Genomic DNA, 20,947 nt, shown 5'->3' on the forward strand with positions numbered 1-20,947 from the left:
TAAACCGAGAATGAGACAAGGAGAATAAATGAACAAATTTTTACGATTGCTATTTGCCTTAGTCATCATCGCTATGTTAGGCGCTTCTATACTACAAATTTTCTTTCCATCATACATGGGAAGCCACTCCGGTTACGGAATATCTGCTGGTTGGCAACGAGAAATTGGAATATGGAATTTAGCTGTATTGATTATTATTCTCGCTATCAATATTAAATACGATTGGTTCTATCTACGAATCGCACTTCTTGCTCTCATTATTGGCGGAATTGGAATAGGAACAAATCACTTACTCAATTATATGGAATATCACTCTCCTGTAAATGCTATCGGTGCTTTTGAAAATTACTTGCTAGCAATAGGATGGATTGTGGGATGGCTCATCGAGCGCCATTCCATAAAGAAGCTAAATGCTAGTAAATAACACCTAGTATATCTTAGATGATTTTTAAAGGTTCTTAAATAGTTTAATAATCATTCAAATTCAGAATTCTACCTTTTCAATCATATAGTTAGGAGACACATGAAAAAGTTTTACGCTCTCTTAATGACCTGTTTATTACTTGTTTTTCTATCCGTGCCTCAAATCGTTGATGCGGGTGTTGGACATTCCAGAAGTGGAGGGAGCAGCCGCAGTAGCTCCAGAAGTAGTAGCCGCTCAAGTGGAGGTGGAAGTCGTTCTGGCGGCTCATCCTATCACTACTACCGCTCTGGATACGGATCATCCTCTGACAGTTCTACTAGCTCTCCCGATCTAGGATTTATGTTCATATTAGTCGGAGGAATCATACTAGTTGTTATCGTCAAATCCTTGCAGAGTAAGTCTGGAGATTCGAGTTCAACCTACACTAGTAATGATTATCAGACGCTCCATCGTCGAGTTGAACACAACACACTGGCCATTAGCCGTGTGAAATACGGGGATCCAAACTTTGACGCGGAAGCCTTCACATCTTGGGTTAAGGAAGTCTACCTTAAATTGCAGGTTGCCTGGACTGAGAAAAATTGGAACTCTGTCCGCGCTTTGGAAAGTACCAGTCTCTACTCTCAACATAGTACCCAACTTGAGGACCATATTCGAGCTAAAACAACTAATGTTTTAGAGAAAGTCTGTATCGAAAATGTTCGCATCAAGGAGTTCATTGAAAATCCTGACGGAAACGATACCTTAGTGGTGATTCTGTCATCTACCTTGCGGGACTATGTCATTGACGATGAGACTCGTCGTGTCCTCGAAGGAGATCCTAAAAAAGATCTCTTCACCGTGTATCAATTGAACTTTATCCGTCAACATGGTAGCCAAACGCAAGCAGTCAATCCAGACCAAGTTGTGAGCGACCACTGTCCAAACTGTGGTGCCCCATTAAAAATCTCTGCAGTTAGCGAGTGTGACTACTGTGGTGCCAATCTCTCTCGCAGTCCAAACCAATGGGTACTTGATACCTATGATGTTGTGGATGAAGACGAGCTTTATAATTAGGAGGAATTATGGGATTTATACGTGCAGCCTTATCAGCAGGCTTAAATAGTTTTAATGATAGTAAATTCAAGGAAGCCATTGTCCTTCCAGATAATGTCTCTGGCGACGCCTTGGCCATCAAGGGGCAATTACTCACTAAAGACCCAGATGGACGTTCTCGTCACAGCAATCAAAATACAGGCCTCTTGTCAGATGGCAGTGTGGTTATCGTTCCCCAAGGCTATACCGCTGTTTTGGTAAACAACGGTACCTTCCTTGGTGAGGTCCTTGAAGCTGGTAGCCACGAATGGCAAGCTGGTGATAACGCCTGGCTCCTTGAAAAAGGTGGTTTAAAAGGCACTTGGGAAAACTTTAAAAACCGTTTCTCTTTTGGTGGACAAGTCATCACTCAACAAGAAATCATCTTTATTCGCATGCAACCTATTGCAGGTAATAAGTTCGGCACACAAAATGCGGTCGAATACTTCAGCGAACGTTACCAACAACTGCTTAACATCCGTTTCTATGGCTTGTTTGATGTAAAAATAGCAGACCCAGTCCTCTTCTACGTAAGTTCTGTTAGCCGTCAAATTACTGACGGACAGCCATTTACTCTCCAAGATGTAGCTCAAGGAACGCTCCGTCAAAATATCGCACCGAAAATCGCGATTGCCATTGCCAAGTATACCAACGAAAACAAGGTAGATATCTATACCCTCAATGCCAACCAAGACACCTTTAACGAACTCGCTAAACAAGAGGTCAACAAGGTTTGGACAGGCCTCTACGGAATTGAAGCAACTAATATCTTGCTTGAAGACCTCAGCTACGACCAAGAAAGTCTTGATATCGTTCGCAAGCTTGATAGTGAGCTCGTGGCAATGAAGTACAACACGATTGAAATCGAAGAACGCCGTGCTCGTAACGAAGCACTTATTGCTGCAGCTGCCAATGAAGGGAATGGCAATGGGATGAACATGTTTATGGGTATGAATCTTGGCCAAACTCTCGGTGGTCAACTAAGCCAACAAGTCCAAAATCAAGCACCGGCCCAAAACACTGGGCAAACTGCCAGCAAGAATTTTTACATCGAAGTCGATGGAAAATACGTCCTCGTTACCAAAGACGAAGATGGAAATATCGTACCAGTCAACTAATTAAGCTCCTTTTGACATTTGAGTAATGTTGTCTTTTATGGTACAATAAAGAGTAAATTATTTTATTAAAGAGGTAAAAACATGATTGAAGCAAGTAAATTAAAGGCTGGTATGACCTTTGAAGCAGCTGACGGAAAATTGATCCGCGTTTTGGAAGCTAGCCACCACAAACCAGGTAAAGGAAACACCATCATGCGTATGAAATTGCGCGATGTCCGTACTGGTTCTACATTTGACACAAGCTACCGTCCAGAGGAAAAATTTGAACAAGCTATCATCGAGACTGTCCCAGCTCAATACTTGTACAAAATGGATGACACTGCTTACTTCATGAATACAGAAACTTACGACCAATACGAAATCCCTGTAGTCAACGTTGAAAACGAATTACTTTACATCCTTGAAAACTCAGAAGTGAAGATCCAATTCTACGGAACTGAAGTGATTGGTGTTACCGTTCCTACTACTGTCGAATTGACAGTTGCAGAAACTCAACCATCTATCAAAGGTGCTACTGTTACAGGTTCTGGCAAGCCAGCAACGATGGAAACTGGACTTGTCGTAAACGTGCCAGACTTCATCGAAGCAGGACAAAAACTCGTTATCAACACTGCAGAAGGAACTTACGTTTCTCGTGCCTAATCTCTAGAAAGAGGTCATTCTATGGGAATTGAAGAACAACTTGGCGAAATCGTTATCGCCCCACGTGTACTTGAAAAAATCATTGCTATTGCTACAGCAAAAGTAGAGGGTGTTCACTCTTTTTCAAACAAATCAGTATCTGACACCCTTTCAAAACTTTCGCTCGGCCGCGGTGTTTATCTTAAAAATGTGGACGAAGAACTCACAGCAGATATCTACCTCTACCTTGAGTACGGAGTAAAAGTTCCTAAGGTAGCTGTTGCTATCCAAAAAGCTGTCAAAGATGCAGTCCGCAATATGGCTGATGTAGAACTCGCTGCTATCAATATCCACGTTGCAGGTATCGTTCCAGATAAAACACCAAAACCAGACTTGAAAGACTTGTTTGATGAGGATTTCCTCAATGACTAGTCCACTATTAGAATCTAGACGTGAGCTCCGTAAATGCGCTTTTCAAGCTCTCATGAGCCTTGAGTTCGGTACAGATGTCGAAACCGCCTGTCGTTTCGCCTACACACACGATCGTGAAGATACGGATGTGCAACTTCCAGCCTTTTTGACAGGGCTCGTTTCTGGTGTTCAAGCTAAAAAGGAAGAGCTAGACAAGCAAATCACACAGCATTTAAAAGCAGGTTGGACCATTGAGCGTTTAACGCTCGTGGAGAGAAACCTCCTTCGCTTGGGAGTCTTTGAAATCACTTCATTTGACACCCCTCAGCTAGTTGCTGTTAATGAAGCTATCGAGCTTGCAAAGAACTTCTCAGATCAAAAGTCTGCCCGTTTTATCAATGGACTGCTCAGCCAGTTTGTAACAGAAGAACAGTAAATAGAAAAAGTGTTTGACAAATATCAAACACTTTTTTCTTTGCCTCCACTATCTAAAAAAATGATAATAGATATAATTGTAAACAAAAATCCAGATGGGTTTTACATAAATAAGAAAGTTGAAAAAACTATGACAGAGAATGGTCAATCGAAGATTGTCTGTAGAACGATAGACAAGAGCGAAAAAGAAACCAATCAGACTATAATATAATAAACTAATTGGGTCTCTGTGAGATAGTATCAAATGACTAAGCCCAAAGATAAGGCCTGATAAGATGACATCTAAATAGTACTTTGATTTAGGAAAGAAGGTGCTCATAAAATATCCACGATCAAGCATCTCTTCCAAAATAGGACCAATAACTACTGTTAAGATAAAACTAAGAACTGTAGATAGAAAAGTTGGTTGTCCATTTGAAAGAATCACGGTAAAATACTCATCATGAATATTCCTATGATTAATCAAATGAGCATAGCGTGTCCAAAAATTACCGAGAATCTGATAAACCACATAAGTTGCAAATAAGTAGAAGACAAATGACCAGTTCCAGCTCTTTTTCTCAAAGATAAAGAGCATCTTTTTCTTTTTTAACCACCAAATTAATAGAAGGAAACTTCCCACTAATCCCATTGTTAAAATAAGAGAATAGACATCAGCTCCTAACCCTAAAATGATCGTCACATACAATCCAATTGTTTGTGGTAAATAGGTAGATAGTAAAATAATAAGCAAAAATATTCCAAATTGTCTTAGTTTCTTTGTGTTTCTCATCGTACTTTTTTTGAAAGATTATCCTGCTCGGAAGCCGTACTTCCAAGCATCTCTATAAGAATTAAGTGCCCCTTGCCTCATATAGGAAGCAAATTCTCTATAATATAAGCATCTACCATATCCATCCTCCCAAACAGCAAGACTACCTGAAGTTTGCTCTAAGTCTTCAGACGAAAGAACTGTAAATGTTTCTGTACCTGTCATATTAAGTACCTTCTTAAAATATTGTTGTAGGCTCACATCTACAGTATACATCTTTTTGTCTATTTTATAGTCCATCTCCTCATCTGACAATTTTTCGTCCTGAATTGCATTTTTCCATAAAAAATGAGACCTTTCTAGTCTCATTTAGTCATTCTTAGTATTTTCTAAAGCGTTGGTAACGTTCTTCAATAAGTTGGTCAAGTGGTAGTTCTTGCAACCTATCTAGTTCTGCACGCAATTCATTTTTAACACGAGCTTGTAGCTCTTTACTGGAGAGGCCTGCTTCTGAGATTACCTTATCTACGATTCCCATTTCTAGGAGTTCGTGTGAAGTGATTTTCATTAATTCCGCTGCTTCCATAGCACGACTCCCATCCTTCCAAAGGATAGAGGCAAAGCCTTCAGGGCTAAGTACTGCATAGATTGAGTTCTCTAACATCCAGACACGGTCAGCTACGGCTAGTGCTAATGCACCTCCAGATCCTCCTTCGCCGATAATAATCGCGATGATTGGAACCTTGAGGTCACTCATTTCCATCAGGTTTCGAGCAATTGCTTCACCTTGTCCACGTTCCTCGGCTCCTACACCAGGGTAAGCACCCGCCGTATTGATAAAGGTTACAACTGGACGATCAAACTTCTCTGCTTGTTTCATCAAGCGCAAGGCCTTGCGATAGCCTTCTGGATGTGGTTGGCCGAAATTTCGTTTGAGGTTGTCATGAAGACTTTTCCCCTTTTGGATACCAACGACGGTTACTGCTTGCTCACCTAACCAGCCAATTCCACCGATGACCGCACCATCATCACGGAAAGAGCGGTCTCCATGCAATTCGATAAACTCGTCAAAGATTCCATTGGCAAAATCAAGTGCGGTCAAGCGACTCTGCTCGCGTGCCTCTCTGACTATTTTTGCAATATTCATCCGCGACTTCCTCCATGCAATCTTACTAATTTAGCAATTGTTTCAGGCAATTCTCTCCGTTTAACAATTGCATCAACAAATCCATGTTCAAGCAAAAATTCTGCCTTTTGGAAGTCATCCGGCAAGGTCTCACGAACTGTATTTTCGATAACACGACGCCCAGCAAACCCAACCAAACTCTGAGGCTCCGCTAGGATAATATCACCTTCCATAGCAAAAGAAGCTGTCACTCCACCTGTTGTCGGATCGGTTAAAATAGTTAGGTAAAAAAGTCCTGCCTTGGAATGACGTTGAACTGCCGCAGAAATTTTAGCCATCTGCATCAAACTCATGATTCCTTCTTGCATACGGGCTCCACCAGAAGCTGTGAAGAGAACGACTGGCAAGTTTTCTACCGTTGCATACTCAAACAAGCGCGTGATTTTTTCACCCACAACGGTTCCCATCGAAGCCATGATAAAGTTTGAATCCATGATCCCAAGGGCAACTTTTTGTCCCTTGATGCTAGCTGTACCAGTCAGTACGGCTTCATCCAAACCTGTCTTTTCACGCATAGTAGCAAGTTTTTTCTGGTAGCCAGGAAAGTTTAATGGATCTTGAGTTTCAATACCTGTAAACATCTCCACAAAGCTGTCAGAATCAATCGTCAAATCCAAGCGTTCCTGAGCTGAAATACGGAAAGTATAGCTACAATGGGGACAAATTCGTTCGCTCCCAAGATCCTTTTGGTAAATGGTGTGTTTACAACCAGGACACTGGGAAAAGAGTTCATCCGGAACCTCAGGCTTGGCTTGTGGTTTCTGCCTTACGGAACGGTTAGGATTAATCCGAATATACTTATCCTTTTTACTAAATAGAGCCATAACTCCCCCTTTTAGTTCTCATACTGTTTGAAAGTCTATTCTTTTTCTTGGTATTTTGGCAAGAAAGTTTCCATCAAGAAGGAAGTATCGTAGTCACCAGCGATAACTCGGCGGTCTGAAATCAGATCCAACTGGAAGTCTGCATTGGTTTGCACTCCTTCAATATCAAGTTCATAAAGTGCCCGTTGCATCTTCATAAGAGCATCAAAACGATTCTCCCCATGAACAATGATTTTAGCAATCATACTATCATAGTAAGGGGGAATGGTATAACCTGGATAAACTGCTGAGTCCACGCGCAAGCCAACTCCACCACTTGGTAGATAGAGATTGGTAATTTTCCCTGGGCTTGGAGCAAAGTTAAATGCTGGATTTTCTGCATTAATCCGGCACTCGATAGCATGACCTCGTAGGACGATATCTTCTTGTTTGAAAGGTAAGGGTTGCCCGGCCGCAATGCGAATCTGTTCCTTCACGATATCAACACCTGAAACAAACTCTGTGACTGGGTGTTCAACTTGCACACGAGTATTCATTTCCATGAAGTAGAAATTGCCACTCGCTTCATCAAGAAGAAATTCAATCGTCCCTGCATTTTCATAGCCTACAGACTCTGCTGCACGAACGGCTGCAGCACCAATTTCATGACGAAGGGTTTTGCCGATCGCAATGGATGGGCTTTCTTCTAAGACCTTTTGGTTATTCCGTTGAAGTGAACAGTCCCGTTCACCAAGATGGACAACATGACCCTCTTGATCTGCAAGAATCTGAACTTCGATATGACGAGCTGGATAAATCACACGCTCAAGATACATAGCGCCGTTTCCAAAGTTGGCCTTGGCTTCACTGGATGCTGTCTCAAAGGCTGCGACCAGGTCTTCTGCCTTTTCAACCTTACGAATTCCCTTTCCACCACCACCTGCCGATGCCTTAAGCATGACAGGATAGCCAATTTTTTCTGCAACTGCAAGGGCCTCTTCAGCCGTATGAACTTCACCATCAGATCCTGGAATAACTGGAACCCCAGCCTTGATCATTTGCTCTCGCGCATTTATCTTATCACCCATGGTATCCATTACAGCGCCAGAAGGGCCGATAAACTTAATCCCCACTTCATCACACATCGTGGCAAACTTGGAGTTTTCGCTAAGAAAACCAAAACCTGGGTGGATGGCTTCTGCTTCTGTCAAGACTGCAGCAGACAAAATTGCATTGATATTGAGATAAGACTCTGTCGCCTTACCAGGTCCGATACAGATAGCTTCATCCGCTAGGAGTGTGTGAAGAGCTTCCTTATCAGCAGTTGAATAAACTGCTACGGTCGCAATGCCCAATTCACGCGCAGCTCGAATAATGCGAACCGCAATCTCACCACGGTTGGCAATCAAAATTTTACGAAACATGGAGAACCTCCTTAGTTTCCAATTGCAAAGGTAAGAGTACCACTCGCTGCAAGCTTACCATCTACTTCAGCCTTTGCTTCAACCACAGCAATTGTACAACGACGTTTAACAAAAGTAGCCGTCATGACTAATTGGTCACCTGGTACAACTTGCTTCTTGAACTTAACCTTGTCCATTCCAGCGTAGAAGACCAGTTTCCCTTTATTTTCAGGTTTGGACAATTCCAAGACACCAGCAGTCTGAGCCAAGGCTTCCATGATAAGAACACCTGGCATAACTGGGTATTGAGGAAAATGACCATTGAAGAAAGGTTCGTTGATGGTCACATTTTTAATGGCAACAATGGTATCCTCGCTCACTTCCAAGACACGATCCACTAGGAGCATAGGGTAACGATGGGGTAGAGCTTCTTTGATTCCTTGAATATCGATCATTTGATACGTACCAATCCTTTACCGAACTCAACCATTTCTTCATTTGAAACGAGAATTTCTGTCACCACACCATCCTTAGGTGCAGGGATTTCATTCATGACTTTCATAGCTTCAATGATCACCAAAGTCTGACCTTTTTTAACACTGTCTCCAACTGTGACAAAGGCAGGTTTATCTGGTCCAGCAGCCAAGTAAGCCACCCCTACAAGTGGACTCTCAACGACATCACCCTCTGGAGCAACAGTCGTTTCAGCTGGTGCTGGAGCTTCTTCCACTTCACTCTCTACTGGAGTTGAAGGGGCAGAAACTACTGGACTTGCAGCTACTGCAGTTGACACTGGAGCAACTTGAGTTGGTGCTCCAGAAGCCATTCTTGCTTCATTCTTACTGAACTGCAATTCGTCCGTTCCATTTTTATAAGAAAATTCTCTCAAACTTGATTGGTCAAATTGAGCCATCAAGTCCTTGATTTCATTTAAATTCATAATTATTTATTCTCCCAACGTTTGAAAGCAAGAACCGCATTGTGTCCACCAAAACCAAAAGTGTTTGAAATAGCATAAGGGATTTCTTGCTCCAAGCCTTGTCCATAAACGACATTCGCTTCGATATAATCCGACAACTCACTTGTTCCAGCTGTCATTGGTACATAGTTATGACGCATGGCTTCAATTGTAGCGATGGCTTCTACTGCCCCTGCAGCACCAAGCAAGTGTCCTGTAAAGGACTTGGTTGAAGATACTGGTACTTCTTTACCAAGAACAGCTACAATCGCACCACTTTCACCTTTTTCATTAGCAGGAGTTGAAGTTCCGTGGGCATTGACATAAGCCACTTGCTCTGGAGAAATTTCTGCCTCTTCCAAAGCCAATTTAATTGCCTTGATGGCACCTTGACCTTCTGGATGAGGTGAAGTCATATGGTAAGCATCACAGGTATTTCCATAACCAACTACTTCAGCCAAGATAGTTGCACCACGTTTTTCAGCATGTTCAAGGCTTTCAAGAACCAACATCCCTGAACCTTCTCCCATCACAAAACCATTACGATCTTTGTCAAATGGAATAGAAGCACGAGTTGGATCTTCTGTAGTTGATAGGGCAGTCAAAGCTTGGAAACCAGCAATGGCAAATGGAGTGATAGAAGCTTCTGATCCACCAACTAACATAACATCTTGGAAACCAAACTTGATTGAACGGAAGGCATCCCCAATGGCATCATTTGATGAGGCACAGGCTGTATTGATTGATTTACAGATACCGTTTGCTCCGAAACGCATAGCAACATTTCCTGAAGCCATATTTGGCAAGGCTTTTGGAAGTGTCATTGGTTTAACGCGTTTTGGACCTTTTTCATGAAGACGGATAACCTGATCTTCGATTTCTTTAATTCCCCCAATACCAGAAGCCACAATGACACCAAAGCGATCTTTATCGATTGCTTCTACATCAAGATTTGCATTTGTCACCGCTTCTTGAGCCGCATACAAGGCATACAAAGAATAGTTATCAAAACGGTTGGTATCTTTTTTGACAAAGTATTTATCAAATGGAAAATCTTGAACTTCTGCCGCATTGTGCACAGCAAATTCGCTGTGATCAAACTTAGTGATTTCTCCAATTCCAATTTTCCCAGTTTGCAAACTGTTCCAAAATTCTTCTGGAGTATTTCCGATAGGAGAGGTCAATCCGTAACCTGTTACTACAACTCGATTTAGTTTCATCTGTCTTACCTATATCTTTCCTTATTTTTTACATGCTAAGTCCGCCATCAACAGCGAGAACTTGTCCAGTCAAATAATCCTGTCCAGCCAGGAACACTGTAGCATCTGCGATATGTTCTGCTTGACCAAAACACTTCATTGGGATTTGGGCCAATGTCGCTTCCTTGACCTTATCAGACAAAACAGCAGTCATATCCGATTCGATCATCCCTGGTGCAAGAGCATTTACTCGCACATTGCGATTGGCAACCTCACGTGCTACTGACTTGGTAAACCCAATCAAACCTGCTTTAGAAGCTGCATAGTTAGCCTGCCCGATATTTCCCATCAAACCGACCACACTGGACATATTGATGATCGCACCTTCACGCGCCTTTATCATCTGTTTCAAGACAGCTTGAGTCATGTTGAAGGCACCTGTCAAGTTGATCTTAATCACCTTTTCAAAGTCTTCTTCAGTCATCTTGAGCATGAGCGTATCTTGAGTGATCCCAGCATTGTTGACCAAGACATCGACAGAACCGAGTTCTGCAATTGCTTGATCTACCATACGTTTGACATCTGCAAAGTCTGAAACATCACCTGAGATCGGTACTACTTTGACGCCGTAGTTTGAAAACTCAGCCAGCAATTCTTCTGAGATTGCTCCCCGACTATTCAAAACTACATTCGCACCTAGTTTGGCAAATTTGTGAGCAATGGCAAGTCCGATACCACGACTTGAACCTGTAACAAAGATATTTTTATTTTTTAGTTGCATTCTATTCTCCTGTTTCCTGTTGTATTTTCTGGGAGAAGGGGTCACTAGTTTCCTAGCAAAGCATCCAAGCTTGTTTGATCTTCAACGTTAGCTAGCTGAGCAGTTTTATCGATTTTTTTGACAAATCCTGATAGGACCTTACCAGGACCGATTTCAATAAAGTTGGTCACCCCAGCATCCTGCATCACAGCAATACTTTCATAAAAACGAACAGGTTCTTTGACCTGACGCGTCAAGAGCTCTTGGATTCGATCTTTTTCCATAACAGTAGCCTCCGTATTGCCGACTAGTGGACAAGTAAAATCAGAGAAACTCACTTCCTCAAGAGCTCCAGCTAGTTGCTGACTGGCTGGCTCAAGAAGGGCTGTATGGAAAGGACCAGAAACATTTAAAGGAATCAATCGTTTTGCTCCTGCTTCCTGCAAGAGTTCAACTGCGCGGTCAACCGCAGCCACCTCACCACCTATAACGACTTGGCTTGGGGTGTTGTAGTTAGCTGGAGTCACTACTCCAACTTTAGAGGCTGTTTCACAAGCTTCCTCAATCACTTCAACTGGAGTATTAAGAACGGCAACCATCTTTCCAGAGCCTGCTGGTGCAGCCTCTTCCATATAAGCCCCACGCTTAGCAACCAAGGCAACTGCATCCTCAAAGTCCAAGGCACCACTTGCTACAAGAGCCGAATATTCTCCGAGGGACAGTCCTGCCACCATGTCTGGCTGATAGCCTTTTTCTTTCAATAATCGGTAAATAGCAACGGATGTAGCTAGAATAGCTGGTTGCGTGTAGCGAGTCTGATTTAACTTTGCTTCATCATTGTCAATCAAGTCACGAAGGTCATACCCTAAGACTTGGCTAGCTTGGTCAATTGTTTCCTTGACGATAGGATAGTGGTCATAGAGATCACGTCCCATCCCTATATACTGAGCACCTTGGCCCGCAAATAGAAAGGCTGTTTTAGTCATTTCTTGTAACTCCTGCCCAACGAGCAGCTTCTTCTTGAATTTTTTCAGCTGCACCGTAGTAGATATCTTTTAAGATTTCTTCAACAGTTTCTTCTTTAGAAATCAAACCTGCAATCTGGCCGGCCATCACTGAACCGCCTTCTACATCTCCATGGACAACAGCTTTAGCTAAAGCTCCTGCACCCATTTGCTCAAAGATTTCTAAATCTGGATTTTCTTGTTTAAAGGCATCCTTTTCAGCCTGCTCGAAATCACGAGTCAACTGGTTTTTAATGGCACGAACTGCGTGTCCAAAATGTTGTGCTGAAATCGTTGTATCAATATCACGAGCTTTTAAAATTTTAGCTTTATAGTTTGGATGAGCATTAGACTCTTTGGCGACTACAAAACGAGTTCCTACTTGAACGGCTTCTGCGCCAAGCATAAACCCAGCTGCTGCCCCTTCACCATCTGCAATACCACCAGCAGCAATAACTGGAATTGAAACAGCTGCAGCAACTTGGCGAACCAAGGTCATCGTTGTTAATTTACCAATGTGTCCACCAGCTTCCATACCTTCTGCAATGACGGCATCCGCACCAATTTTTTCCATGCGTTTTGCCAAAGCAACACTAGGAACAACTGGAATCACTGTAATTCCTGCATCATGGAAACGGTTCATGTATTTACTTGGATTTCCAGCACCAGTTGTAACCACCTTAACCCCTTCTTCAATCACGAGATCAACGATGTCTTCTACAAAAGGTGACAAGAGCATGATGTTGACACCAAAAGGTTTATCCGTAAGTGATTTGATTTTATCGATATTAGCCTTTACGACCTCTTTGGGTGCATTTCCACCACCGATGATCCCCAAACCACCAGCTTTTGATACCGCACCAGCCAAGTCACCATCAGCAACCCAGGCCATTCCTCCTTGAAAAATAGGATAATCAATGTTCAATAATTCTGTAATACGTGTTTTCATAGTGCCTCCATCATTCCTTGCTTACGTAATAGTTCGATAAGTTTATCATTTGAATTTCAAACTATTACCTAAACAAGAGGGAGTGGGTCTCCCCTACTCCTTCTAGTAATATGTTAATTATTTTGTTTGCTCTTCAACATAGGCAACCAAGTCACCAACTGTTTTCAAGTTATCTTCTGCTTCGATTTGGATATCAAAAGCATCTTCGATTTCAGAGATTACTTGGAACAAGTCCAATGAATCTGCATCCAAATCATCAAAAGTAGATTCAAGTGTTACTTCTGATGCGTCTTTTCCAAGTTCTTCAACGATAATTTCTTGTACTTTTTCAAATACTGCCATGATAGGACTCCTTTAAAATATAAAATTTTATAACTATGTGTTTACCACATGATTACCTAGATTGTAAGAATGAGTGTGCCCCATGTCAAACCTCCGCCGAAGCCTGATAGGAGAATCGTCTGGCTACTATCTAAACGAATCATGCCATTCTCCACACACTCTGAGAGCAAAATCGGGATACTTGCTGCACTGGTATTTCCATACTCCATCATATTGGCAGGAAGCTTATTTCGGTCTACACCGATTTTCTTAGCCATCTTATCCAAAATGCGGATATTTGCCTGATGAAGTAAGAGATAATCCAATTCCGATGCTGCTATTGGACCATTTTCAATGGTTTCTTTGATCGATCTAGCAACATCACGATTTGCAAAATCGAAAACTGCTCGTCCATCCATCTTCAGAAAAGCAGGAACTGCTTCTTGATCTGAGAAAGGCGAAGCCAAAACCGTTTGACCATAGGTCAAACACTCGTTCCGAGAACCATCCGTATAGAGACTTTCCACAAGGAAGTGACGTGTTTCGCTCGCTTCCAAGAGAACCCCACCAGCACCATCCCCAAAGAGAACAGCTGTCGAACGATCTGACCAATCAACTGCCTTGGATAAGGTTTCAGCCCCGATAACAATCCCTTTTTTGAACTGTCCAGAACTTAAAAACTTTTCTGCAGTTGAGAGAGCGAATACAAAGCCACTACAAGCTGCTGTCAGATCAAAGGCGAAAGCTCTATGCGCTCCGATATTCGCCTGAACTCGAGCTGCCGTAGAAGGCATCATCGAATCTGGAGTAATCGTCGCTACAATGATAAAATCAATCTTATCCGCTGTTAAGCTCCCTTTAGCCAACAAGCTCTTAGCTACTTCTGTCGCCAAGTCACTTGTAGACTCAGTTTTTGAGATATGTCTCTGTTTAATTCCTGTCCGACTTGAAATCCACTCATCGCTTGTATCCATGATTTGAGCCAAGTCATGATTAGTGACCACTTGCTCTGGAACATAATGAGCAACTTGGCTTATTTTAGCAAAGGCCATTATTTCAAATCCTCCAAAAATTGATAAAGGTTCGTCAAGCCTCTCCCCATAACTTCTTTTTCCTCAGGACTCATGCCGTCAATGATTCTTTCAACCATGGCCTTGTGGAATCGTTTGTGAAGGCGGTGAACCAAACGACCTTTCTTTGTCAAATGCAGATAGACCACACGACGGTCTTGATCAGAACGAATACGCTCAATGTAACCCTTTCTTTCTAGGTTATTCAAGCTCGTCGTAACTGTTCCCAGGGTCACCATCAGTTCTTTGGAAACCTTACTAGGCGTCGCCTCAGGGAACTTCCCAATCACATCAATCGTGTGCATTTCTTTGATGGAGATGTCTTTGAATCGACTACCTCGTAAGCTAACCTCCTCAATCACAAGGACGTTATTGAAAATAGATGTTAAATAATCATTTACTTGTTGGTAGTCCAAACTTTTTCCCTCCTCCTCAAAAAACTTTCACAATCAAAACATTTGATAGAAAAAGTATAACAAACTTCAAAGATTTGTGCAAGTATTTTTTTATTTTCCTGAAAATTTTGGTCTTCTTCTTTCAGAATGTGCTCGAACCCCTTCTTTAAAATCTTCAGTTAAAGATAACGATTCTTGTAGTTTCAATTCCAATTCGGCATAATCTTGCCAATCTTTAAATTGACTTTCCCAAACTAACTTTTTAATCGCTGCGTATGAGTTTGCTGAACCTCGTCTTAATTTTTTCAGAACTTGTTCTCTTGTTTTTTCTAATTTATCAGCTTCACAAACACGGTAAACCACGCCCCATTCTTGCGCTTTTTCCGCAGTTAAGGCTTCTCCTGTCATGGCAAGTTGTGCAGCTCGTGTTACCCCGATACTACGACTCAAGAGATGAATCCCACCAGCGTCTGGCGCCAAGCCAACTCCGACAAAGGCTTGAATAAATTTTGCCTTGTCAGTCGCCAAACAAAAATCGACTGCTACTGCCATATTTGCTGCAGCACCAGCAACCGCTCCATCTACCTCCATCAAAACAGGTTTTGGAATTTGCTTGATTTTAAAAGAAATTGTATTGACTAATTCTGCAATCTTATTCAAAGAAGGGATATCATCTTCGTCTACTGCTCGTTTCATCTCAACCAAGTCTCCCCCAACTGAAAAAACCTTCCCATTAGCATTAATCAAGATGAACTGCACAGCTTGATCCTGCTCTGCTAGGGTCAAAGCTTCTAAAATTTCCTCACACATTGGGATATGGAAACCATTTGCCACTTCGGGACGATTCAAAGTGATGATAGCAAGATCATCTACGATCTGATATAAGATATGATTCATAGCTTCTCCTTTTCTTTTATAAGGCAATAAAATTGTTTTATCATCAAAGTATACCTTTTTTTAGATAAAGAGGCAAGGAAAAACTAAAGGAAAGTGTCTCAGCTGATTATTTCCCCACCGTTTATGAATGTAAATAAAATTTGACTCTCTTACTTTTAAGCTGTTGTCGCTTTTCAGAATAAGTTAGCATTTACTTCTATTATAACAGGGAGCTATTTTCTTCATTGAAAAATGCCCCTCTTTCTGCTATAATCGTATAAAATACTTACTTGAGGAGTCCTTATGAAGGTTATAAAATTTGGTGGAAGTTCGCTTGCCTCTGCTGGTCAGTTAGAAAAAGTTTTAAACATCGTTAAAAGTGATAATGAACGCCGTTTTGTAGTCGTTTCTGCACCCGGAAAACGCAATGCTGAAGATACCAAGGTAACCGATGCCTTGATTAAATACTATCGCGACTATGTGGTGGGAAATGATATCAACGCTAGCCAAAGCTGGATCATTGATCGTTATGCCGCTATGGTTAGTGAACTAGGCCTAAAACCTGCCGTTTTAGAAAAGATTTCTAAAAGCATTCGTGCCTTGGTAACTCTTCCTATAGAAGACAATGAATTTCTCTATGATACCTTCCTAGCGGCTGGAGAAAATAACAATGCCAAACTCATTGCAGCCTACTTTAACCAAAACGGCATTGACGCACGCTATGTTCATCCAAGAGAAGCTGGAATCATTGTCACAAGTGAACCAGGAAACGCACGTATCATCCCATCTAGTTATGACAAGATTGAGGGCTTGGCTGATAGCAATGAAGTCCTTGTCATCCCTGGTTTCTTTGGCGTAACTAAGGAAAATCAAATCTGTACCTTCTCACGTGGAGGTTCAGATATTACTGGTTCCATTATCGCAGCTGGAGTCAAGGCTGATCTCTATGAAAACTTTACAGACGTAGACGGTATCTTTGCTGCCCACCCTGGTATTATTCATCAACCACACTCCATTCCTGAGTTAACCTTCCGTGAAATGCGTGAATTGGCTTACGCTGGATTTTCTGTTCTTCATGATGAAGCCCTTCTACCTGCTTACCGCGGAAAAATCCCTCTTGTCATCAAGAATACCAACAATCCTGATCATCCAGGAACTCGTATCGTTCTGAAACACAGTAGCGATAAATTCCCAGTCGTTGGAATCGCTGGTGATTCTGGATTCGTCAGCATCAACATGTCAAAATACCTTATGAACCGCGAGGTTGGATTCGGTCGTAAGATTCTTCAGATCCTTGAAGATCTTAACATTGGTTGGGAACATATGCCAACAGGTATCGACGATCTTTCAATCATCCTTCGTTCCCGTGAATTGACTCCTATCAAGGAGGAAGAAATTCTGCGTCAGTTAGTTCAAAAAGCCGAAGTGGACCATGCTGAAATTGAACACGACCTTTCAATCATTATGATTGTCGGAGAAAAGATGAAGAGCCACATTGGTGTAACTGCTACTGCAACACGCGCTCTGTCTGAAAACAAGATCAACATCCAGATGATGTCCCAAGGCTCAAGTGAAGTTTCCATCATGTTTGTTGTCAATAAAGAGCAAGAAAAGGCAGCTATCAAGGCTCTCTACCACGCCTTTTTCGATGAAAGTAAGGAAGATTAATCATGGCCCAATCACTCAATAAAGTCATTGACCTACAAACCACTGGAACATCCTATCTCTCCATCTCTGGAAAAGTCGGAAAATTTCTAGTCGGGGATCAAGCCTTAGAGTTTTATCCTGATGTCAATGTCGAACAATATATCCAAATTCCCTGGTCCAGTATTCAGCGAATTGGAGCCAACGTAACTGGTCGCAAAATCAGTCGCCACTTTGAAGTCTTCACTGATCGAGGAAAATTCCTCTTTGCTTCCAAAGACTCTGGAGCTATTCTCAAAATCGCTCGGCAAAAACTTGGCAATGACAAGGTTGTGAAACTTCCGACTTTACTCCAGACCATTGGTCAAAAATTCAAAAATCTATTTGCAAAAAAGTAGAAACTTTAGTATAATCATAGCAACGGATAAGTAGGTTATCTCCTTCTTTCAGAAAGTCTGCGGGTGCTGCGAGCAGATAGGAGGGATAGGTGAAATTCTACCGTTAGTAACAATTACATACACAATCAAGTGCACACCTGTGAAGTTGGATGGAACCGTGGCCCTGCCACTCCAACGCTTTGTCAGGTGTGTTTTTTTCATAAAGGAGTTCTTATGTTAGATATTAAACGTATTCGTACAGACTTTGATGCTGTCGCAGAAAAATTGGCTACACGTGGTGTAGATGCTGCTATCTTAAATGAGATGAAAGAAATCGATGCTAAACGTCGTGACATCTTGGTCAAGGTTGAAACTTTCAAAGCAGAACGTAACACAGTTTCAGCTGAGATTGCCCAAGCCAAGCGTAACAAGGAAAATGCAGATGACAAGATTGCTGCTATGCAAACCCTATCTGCTGAAGTAAAAGCCTTGGATGCTGAATTGGCAGAAATCGATGCGAAATTGACAGAATTTACCACTACTCTTCCAAACATCCCAGCTGACAGCGTTCCTGTTGGAGCTGATGAGGATGACAATGTGGAAGTTCGCCGTTGGGGAACTCCGCGCGAGTTTGACTTTGAACCAAAAGCTCACTGGGATCTGGGTGAAGACCTCGGTATCCTTGACTGGGAACGTGGAGCAAAAGTTACTGGTGCTCGCTTCCTCTTCTATAAAGGTCTTGGCGCTCGTTTGGAACGTGCCATCTATAACTTTATGTTGGATGAGCATGGCAAGGAAGGCTATACGGAAGTCATCACACCATACATGGTTAACCATGATTCTATGTTTGGTACTGGTCAATATCCAAAATTCAAGGAAGATACTTTTGAATTGAAAGACACTAATTATGTCCTTATTCCTACCGCCGAAGTGCCTTTGACAAACTACTATCGCGATGAAATCCTTGACGGAAAGGACCTACCAATCTACTTCACTGCTATGAGCCCATCATTCCGTTCTGAGGCTGGTTCTGCTGGTCGTGATACTCGTGGTTTGATTCGTCTGCACCAATTCCACAAGGTTGAAATGGTCAAATTTGCCAAACCAGAAGAATCTTATGAAGAATTAGAAAAAATGACAGCCAACGCTGAAAATATTCTTCAAAAACTCAATCTTCCATACCGTGTCGTTGCCCTCTCTACTGGGGATATGGGCTTCTCAGCTGCCAAAACTTACGACTTGGAAGTTTGGATTCCAGCCCAAAATACCTACCGTGAAATCTCAAGCTGTTCAAATACAGAAGATTTCCAAGCCCGTCGTGCTCAAATCCGTTACCGAGATGAAGCCGATGGCAAGGTAAAACTCCTTCACACTTTGAACGGTTCTGGACTTGCAGTTGGACGTACAGTGGCTGCAATTCTTGAAAACTACCAAAACGCAGATGGTTCTGTGACCATCCCAGAAGTTCTTCGTCCATATATGGGTGGAGCTGAGGTTATCAAACCATAAAAATAAGGTTTAGCTATTTCTAGCTAGACCTTTTTTCGTAACCAAATCAGATAAGCACCCAATACAAAGAATAAAATAGTTAGGCATAGAACAGTTTCAGCCAACACCAGATAATCCAGAAATGGAAGTTTCAAAATTCCCTGAGCCATCTTGAGCGAAGTAGCTGTGATAATTGTTGGAAAAGTGAGGGCTGAGAAGGCTGGTTGAAATCCTTGTTTTAAAATATTAGGCAAGCGAGTTAAAACAAAGAAAAAGAAGGACTGAGATGCCAAAATCATGACGATCAAGAGCCAAGTCGGTAGGCCTGTTCCTCCAACTCGAACTAGGGATGCCAGGAGTAGAGAAAAGGGAGCACAGTAGATTCCTTCCTGTCCAAGCAAGGCCGCTGGGAGTGGAGTTTTCTTTAAATCCCTATAAATAAGGGGATAGAGATAGAAGGTCAAGACAAAACCAAAACTCAAGGTCGCATAGGCAATCTCGATAATGCCTACCAGAGGATAGGTCAAGGCTGCCACAGCTATCCCCACATAGAGCACCGTCCAGCTAGGAGTCGCATTAGTCTTTCGACCTGGGTAGGCAAATTTGATGGTAAAAGTAGCAATCAAAGCTAAATCCAAGAGAAAGGAAAACCACCAGATCCCTTGTGCTAGCAAAGGAAGAGCATGAAATATGCGAAAGACATAGGTCGATAAAATCATCCCAGCCATGGGAAAAGTGGCCATCCCAGACAAAAGAGGGGGCTTGGTCAATTCTTGCTTGGTTTCTTCCCAATTAAAAAGATGAAGAATAAGAAAGAAAATCCACAACACCAAACCAATCAGACTCAATAAATGCGACAGAACTGGCCAAGTATCTGCAATCAGATTTCCTGCACCTGCTAAACCTAATAAACAGCCAGAAAATACCAAGGGGAGCTTTTTCATTCGAGCCTCCAATAATCATGTTATTATTAGTATAGCATAAAAGCGCTTAAATGAGGACTTAAAAAATGAAGTTCGATTATTTCAGACTTCATTTTTTCTCAGATATGAATTAAGCATACGGTTGCAATTCTGGGTTAATAGGTGTATTGGCTAGGTTGTTGGCATAGTTGCAGAGGCTAGCAAGACTAACACCGAGAACCACATCCAAGGCATTTTGTTGCGTGTAGCCAGTTTCCAAAAATTCAGCCAAGGCTTCATCTCCCACACGCCCTTTGGTATTGATAACCGCCAAGGTAAACTTGGCTAGAGTATCTAGCTTAGGATCTGTCTCGATTGGGGTACGGTTGCGGAGAGCTTGGAGAAGATCATCATTCATTTGGATTTGTTTGATCGAAAAAGCGGTGTGACCTGCGACGCAGAAAGCACAACCATTGGTTACAGCTGCCGTGATTTGCACCACTTCTCTCTCAACTGGGGTTAGGCTATTGCGACGGTTGATGGCTCCGACAGTTCTGTAGGCTTCAAGGGCGGTAGGGGCATTGGCCAAGAGACCGATCAGATTGGGAATATAGCCATTGTTGTCTTTTTCTACTGTTTCAAGAACTTCTTTTACTTCTGCTGGGGCTGATTCTACTGTATGGATGGTAAATGTTGTCATAAGAAACCTCTTTTCATTTTATTGTCATTTAGTCTATCATAGAATTTCTTCTTTGGATAATATATATTTTCAATTGCC

Annotated in this window: 26 protein-coding genes; 9 read left to right on the forward strand and 17 right to left on the reverse strand. The window is 42.1% G+C overall.

Annotated features, from left to right (window positions below; genetic code table 11):
- Nucleotides 1-28 precede the first annotated feature (28 nt).
- The 6 genes from HMPREF9189_RS08925 (at nt 29) to nusB (ending at nt 4,084) form a co-directional block, all read left to right on the forward strand.
- Nucleotides 29-424, forward strand: coding sequence for a hypothetical protein (locus tag HMPREF9189_RS08925; protein ID WP_001031994.1), 396 nt, complete (start codon nt 29-31; stop codon nt 422-424).
- 99 nt (nt 425-523) lie between these two features.
- Entirely contained in the window at nt 524-1,480 is a 957-nt protein-coding gene (locus tag HMPREF9189_RS0102205) for a zinc-ribbon domain-containing transport protein (protein ID WP_009729833.1), read from the forward strand.
- Between the two features lie 8 nt (nt 1,481-1,488).
- A complete protein-coding gene (locus HMPREF9189_RS08930; RefSeq protein WP_000505814.1) occupies nt 1,489-2,616 on the forward strand; it encodes an SPFH domain-containing protein in 1,128 nt (375 codons plus the stop codon).
- 81 nt (nt 2,617-2,697) lie between these two features.
- Entirely contained in the window at nt 2,698-3,258 is a 561-nt protein-coding gene (efp, locus tag HMPREF9189_RS08935; RefSeq protein ID WP_000568633.1) for an elongation factor P, read from the forward strand.
- Nucleotides 3,259-3,279: 21 nt separating this feature from the next.
- Nucleotides 3,280-3,669, forward strand: coding sequence for an Asp23/Gls24 family envelope stress response protein (locus tag HMPREF9189_RS08940; protein WP_000510583.1), 390 nt, complete (start codon nt 3,280-3,282; stop codon nt 3,667-3,669).
- Complete coding sequence (gene nusB, locus HMPREF9189_RS08945) at nt 3,662-4,084, forward strand: transcription antitermination factor NusB (protein WP_000203646.1); 423 nt, start codon at nt 3,662-3,664, stop codon at nt 4,082-4,084. Before HMPREF9189_RS08940 ends, nusB begins: the two co-directional genes overlap by 8 nt.
- Nucleotides 4,085-4,132: 48 nt before the next feature.
- On the opposite strand, the gene HMPREF9189_RS08950 is transcribed toward nusB, so the two are convergent.
- From HMPREF9189_RS08950 to HMPREF9189_RS09015, 15 genes are all read right to left on the reverse strand, one after another.
- On the reverse strand, nt 4,133-4,855 hold the full coding sequence (locus HMPREF9189_RS08950) for a CPBP family intramembrane glutamic endopeptidase (RefSeq protein WP_009755420.1): 723 nt from the start codon (nt 4,853-4,855) through the stop codon (nt 4,133-4,135).
- Nucleotides 4,856-4,873: 18 nt separating this feature from the next.
- Nucleotides 4,874-5,059: a biofilm-regulating peptide BriC gene (gene briC, locus HMPREF9189_RS0102210; protein ID WP_025168549.1), complete on the reverse strand. Its 186-nt coding sequence runs from the start codon at nt 5,057-5,059 to the stop codon at nt 4,874-4,876.
- A gap of 154 nt (nt 5,060-5,213) precedes the next feature.
- Nucleotides 5,214-5,981, reverse strand: a complete 768-nt coding sequence (locus tag HMPREF9189_RS08955) for an acetyl-CoA carboxylase carboxyl transferase subunit alpha (RefSeq protein ID WP_001017377.1) — start codon at nt 5,979-5,981, stop codon at nt 5,214-5,216.
- Entirely contained in the window at nt 5,978-6,844 is an 867-nt protein-coding gene (gene accD, locus HMPREF9189_RS08960; protein ID WP_001173374.1) for an acetyl-CoA carboxylase, carboxyltransferase subunit beta, read from the reverse strand. Before accD ends, HMPREF9189_RS08955 begins: the two co-directional genes overlap by 4 nt.
- Nucleotides 6,845-6,879: 35 nt before the next feature.
- Complete coding sequence (gene accC, locus HMPREF9189_RS08965; RefSeq protein ID WP_000488663.1) at nt 6,880-8,247, reverse strand: acetyl-CoA carboxylase biotin carboxylase subunit; 1,368 nt, start codon at nt 8,245-8,247, stop codon at nt 6,880-6,882.
- 11 nt (nt 8,248-8,258) lie between these two features.
- Complete coding sequence (gene fabZ, locus HMPREF9189_RS08970; RefSeq protein ID WP_000565511.1) at nt 8,259-8,681, reverse strand: 3-hydroxyacyl-ACP dehydratase FabZ; 423 nt, start codon at nt 8,679-8,681, stop codon at nt 8,259-8,261.
- Nucleotides 8,678-9,166, reverse strand: a complete 489-nt coding sequence (gene accB / locus HMPREF9189_RS08975) for an acetyl-CoA carboxylase biotin carboxyl carrier protein (protein ID WP_001052307.1) — start codon at nt 9,164-9,166, stop codon at nt 8,678-8,680. The genes fabZ and accB overlap by 4 nt, the downstream gene beginning before the upstream one ends.
- Nucleotides 9,167-9,168: 2 nt before the next feature.
- Nucleotides 9,169-10,404, reverse strand: a complete 1,236-nt coding sequence (fabF, locus tag HMPREF9189_RS08980; RefSeq protein WP_000774048.1) for a beta-ketoacyl-ACP synthase II — start codon at nt 10,402-10,404, stop codon at nt 9,169-9,171.
- Between the two features lie 28 nt (nt 10,405-10,432).
- Nucleotides 10,433-11,164, reverse strand: a complete 732-nt coding sequence (gene fabG, locus HMPREF9189_RS08985; RefSeq protein WP_001176204.1) for a 3-oxoacyl-[acyl-carrier-protein] reductase — start codon at nt 11,162-11,164, stop codon at nt 10,433-10,435.
- A 44-nt stretch (nt 11,165-11,208) separates the two neighbouring features.
- Nucleotides 11,209-12,129, reverse strand: a complete 921-nt coding sequence (gene fabD / locus HMPREF9189_RS08990) for an ACP S-malonyltransferase (RefSeq protein ID WP_000167616.1) — start codon at nt 12,127-12,129, stop codon at nt 11,209-11,211.
- On the reverse strand, nt 12,122-13,096 hold the full coding sequence (gene fabK / locus HMPREF9189_RS08995) for an enoyl-[acyl-carrier-protein] reductase FabK (RefSeq protein ID WP_000857448.1): 975 nt from the start codon (nt 13,094-13,096) through the stop codon (nt 12,122-12,124). Before fabK ends, fabD begins: the two co-directional genes overlap by 8 nt.
- A 117-nt stretch (nt 13,097-13,213) precedes the next feature.
- Nucleotides 13,214-13,438 (reverse strand): acyl carrier protein, encoded by a 225-nt coding sequence (locus HMPREF9189_RS09000; RefSeq protein ID WP_000257840.1) that lies wholly within the window; start codon nt 13,436-13,438, stop codon nt 13,214-13,216.
- A gap of 56 nt (nt 13,439-13,494) precedes the next feature.
- Nucleotides 13,495-14,469 (reverse strand): beta-ketoacyl-ACP synthase III, encoded by a 975-nt coding sequence (locus tag HMPREF9189_RS09005; RefSeq protein WP_000852966.1) that lies wholly within the window; start codon nt 14,467-14,469, stop codon nt 13,495-13,497.
- Nucleotides 14,469-14,903: a MarR family winged helix-turn-helix transcriptional regulator gene (locus HMPREF9189_RS09010; RefSeq protein WP_000386336.1), complete on the reverse strand. Its 435-nt coding sequence runs from the start codon at nt 14,901-14,903 to the stop codon at nt 14,469-14,471. The genes HMPREF9189_RS09005 and HMPREF9189_RS09010 overlap by 1 nt, the downstream gene beginning before the upstream one ends.
- Before the next feature lie 90 nt (nt 14,904-14,993).
- Nucleotides 14,994-15,779 carry an enoyl-CoA hydratase gene (locus HMPREF9189_RS09015; RefSeq protein ID WP_001015589.1) on the reverse strand — a complete coding sequence of 262 codons (786 nt, stop codon included), beginning with the start codon at nt 15,777-15,779 and terminating at the stop codon, nt 14,994-14,996.
- A gap of 282 nt (nt 15,780-16,061) precedes the next feature.
- On the opposite strand from HMPREF9189_RS09015, the gene HMPREF9189_RS09020 reads away from it, so the two are divergent.
- The 3 genes from HMPREF9189_RS09020 to serS all read left to right on the forward strand — a co-directional run bounded on the left by HMPREF9189_RS09020 (nt 16,062) and on the right by serS (nt 19,288).
- On the forward strand, nt 16,062-17,426 hold the full coding sequence (locus tag HMPREF9189_RS09020; RefSeq protein WP_000864452.1) for an aspartate kinase: 1,365 nt from the start codon (nt 16,062-16,064) through the stop codon (nt 17,424-17,426).
- Between the two features lie 2 nt (nt 17,427-17,428).
- Complete coding sequence (locus HMPREF9189_RS09025; RefSeq protein ID WP_000079373.1) at nt 17,429-17,800, forward strand: DUF956 family protein; 372 nt, start codon at nt 17,429-17,431, stop codon at nt 17,798-17,800.
- Between the two features lie 213 nt (nt 17,801-18,013).
- Nucleotides 18,014-19,288, forward strand: a complete 1,275-nt coding sequence (serS, locus tag HMPREF9189_RS09030; protein ID WP_000884211.1) for a serine--tRNA ligase — start codon at nt 18,014-18,016, stop codon at nt 19,286-19,288.
- A 23-nt stretch (nt 19,289-19,311) separates the two neighbouring features.
- On the opposite strand, the gene HMPREF9189_RS09035 is transcribed toward serS, so the two are convergent.
- Together HMPREF9189_RS09035 and HMPREF9189_RS09040 are read right to left on the reverse strand one after the other, a co-directional pair.
- Entirely contained in the window at nt 19,312-20,211 is a 900-nt protein-coding gene (locus HMPREF9189_RS09035; RefSeq protein ID WP_000735945.1) for a TDT family transporter, read from the reverse strand.
- Nucleotides 20,212-20,320: 109 nt separating this feature from the next.
- Nucleotides 20,321-20,869 carry a carboxymuconolactone decarboxylase family protein gene (locus tag HMPREF9189_RS09040; protein ID WP_000206769.1) on the reverse strand — a complete coding sequence of 183 codons (549 nt, stop codon included), beginning with the start codon at nt 20,867-20,869 and terminating at the stop codon, nt 20,321-20,323.
- Nucleotides 20,870-20,947: the final 78 nt, after the last annotated feature.

This window comes from Streptococcus sp. oral taxon 071 str. 73H25AP (assembly GCF_000146755.1).
Lineage (GTDB): Bacteria > Bacillota > Bacilli > Lactobacillales > Streptococcaceae > Streptococcus > Streptococcus oralis_T.

Excerpts from the sequence above, each read along its gene's own strand:
- HMPREF9189_RS08925 (WP_001031994.1), top strand. The coding sequence starts at position 29 with ATGAACAAATTTTTACGATTGCTATTTGCCTTAGTCATCATCGCTATG.
- HMPREF9189_RS0102205 (WP_009729833.1), top strand. The coding sequence starts at position 524 with ATGAAAAAGTTTTACGCTCTCTTAATGACCTGTTTATTACTTGTTTTT.
- HMPREF9189_RS08930 (WP_000505814.1), top strand. The coding sequence starts at position 1,489 with ATGGGATTTATACGTGCAGCCTTATCAGCAGGCTTAAATAGTTTTAAT.
- efp (WP_000568633.1), top strand. The coding sequence starts at position 2,698 with ATGATTGAAGCAAGTAAATTAAAGGCTGGTATGACCTTTGAAGCAGCT.
- HMPREF9189_RS08940 (WP_000510583.1), top strand. The coding sequence starts at position 3,280 with ATGGGAATTGAAGAACAACTTGGCGAAATCGTTATCGCCCCACGTGTA.
- nusB (WP_000203646.1), top strand. The coding sequence starts at position 3,662 with ATGACTAGTCCACTATTAGAATCTAGACGTGAGCTCCGTAAATGCGCT.
- HMPREF9189_RS08950 (WP_009755420.1), bottom strand. The coding sequence starts at position 4,855 with ATGAGAAACACAAAGAAACTAAGACAATTTGGAATATTTTTGCTTATT.
- briC (WP_025168549.1), bottom strand. The coding sequence starts at position 5,059 with ATGACAGGTACAGAAACATTTACAGTTCTTTCGTCTGAAGACTTAGAG.
- HMPREF9189_RS08955 (WP_001017377.1), bottom strand. The coding sequence starts at position 5,981 with ATGAATATTGCAAAAATAGTCAGAGAGGCACGCGAGCAGAGTCGCTTG.
- accD (WP_001173374.1), bottom strand. The coding sequence starts at position 6,844 with ATGGCTCTATTTAGTAAAAAGGATAAGTATATTCGGATTAATCCTAAC.
- accC (WP_000488663.1), bottom strand. The coding sequence starts at position 8,247 with ATGTTTCGTAAAATTTTGATTGCCAACCGTGGTGAGATTGCGGTTCGC.
- fabZ (WP_000565511.1), bottom strand. The coding sequence starts at position 8,681 with ATGATCGATATTCAAGGAATCAAAGAAGCTCTACCCCATCGTTACCCT.
- accB (WP_001052307.1), bottom strand. The coding sequence starts at position 9,166 with ATGAATTTAAATGAAATCAAGGACTTGATGGCTCAATTTGACCAATCA.
- fabF (WP_000774048.1), bottom strand. The coding sequence starts at position 10,404 with ATGAAACTAAATCGAGTTGTAGTAACAGGTTACGGATTGACCTCTCCT.
- fabG (WP_001176204.1), bottom strand. The coding sequence starts at position 11,164 with ATGCAACTAAAAAATAAAAATATCTTTGTTACAGGTTCAAGTCGTGGT.
- fabD (WP_000167616.1), bottom strand. The coding sequence starts at position 12,129 with ATGACTAAAACAGCCTTTCTATTTGCGGGCCAAGGTGCTCAGTATATA.
- fabK (WP_000857448.1), bottom strand. The coding sequence starts at position 13,096 with ATGAAAACACGTATTACAGAATTATTGAACATTGATTATCCTATTTTT.
- HMPREF9189_RS09000 (WP_000257840.1), bottom strand. The coding sequence starts at position 13,438 with ATGGCAGTATTTGAAAAAGTACAAGAAATTATCGTTGAAGAACTTGGA.
- HMPREF9189_RS09005 (WP_000852966.1), bottom strand. The coding sequence starts at position 14,469 with ATGGCCTTTGCTAAAATAAGCCAAGTTGCTCATTATGTTCCAGAGCAA.
- HMPREF9189_RS09015 (WP_001015589.1), bottom strand. The coding sequence starts at position 15,779 with ATGAATCATATCTTATATCAGATCGTAGATGATCTTGCTATCATCACT.
- HMPREF9189_RS09020 (WP_000864452.1), top strand. The coding sequence starts at position 16,062 with ATGAAGGTTATAAAATTTGGTGGAAGTTCGCTTGCCTCTGCTGGTCAG.
- HMPREF9189_RS09025 (WP_000079373.1), top strand. The coding sequence starts at position 17,429 with ATGGCCCAATCACTCAATAAAGTCATTGACCTACAAACCACTGGAACA.
- serS (WP_000884211.1), top strand. The coding sequence starts at position 18,014 with ATGTTAGATATTAAACGTATTCGTACAGACTTTGATGCTGTCGCAGAA.
- HMPREF9189_RS09035 (WP_000735945.1), bottom strand. The coding sequence starts at position 20,211 with ATGAAAAAGCTCCCCTTGGTATTTTCTGGCTGTTTATTAGGTTTAGCA.
- HMPREF9189_RS09040 (WP_000206769.1), bottom strand. The coding sequence starts at position 20,869 with ATGACAACATTTACCATCCATACAGTAGAATCAGCCCCAGCAGAAGTA.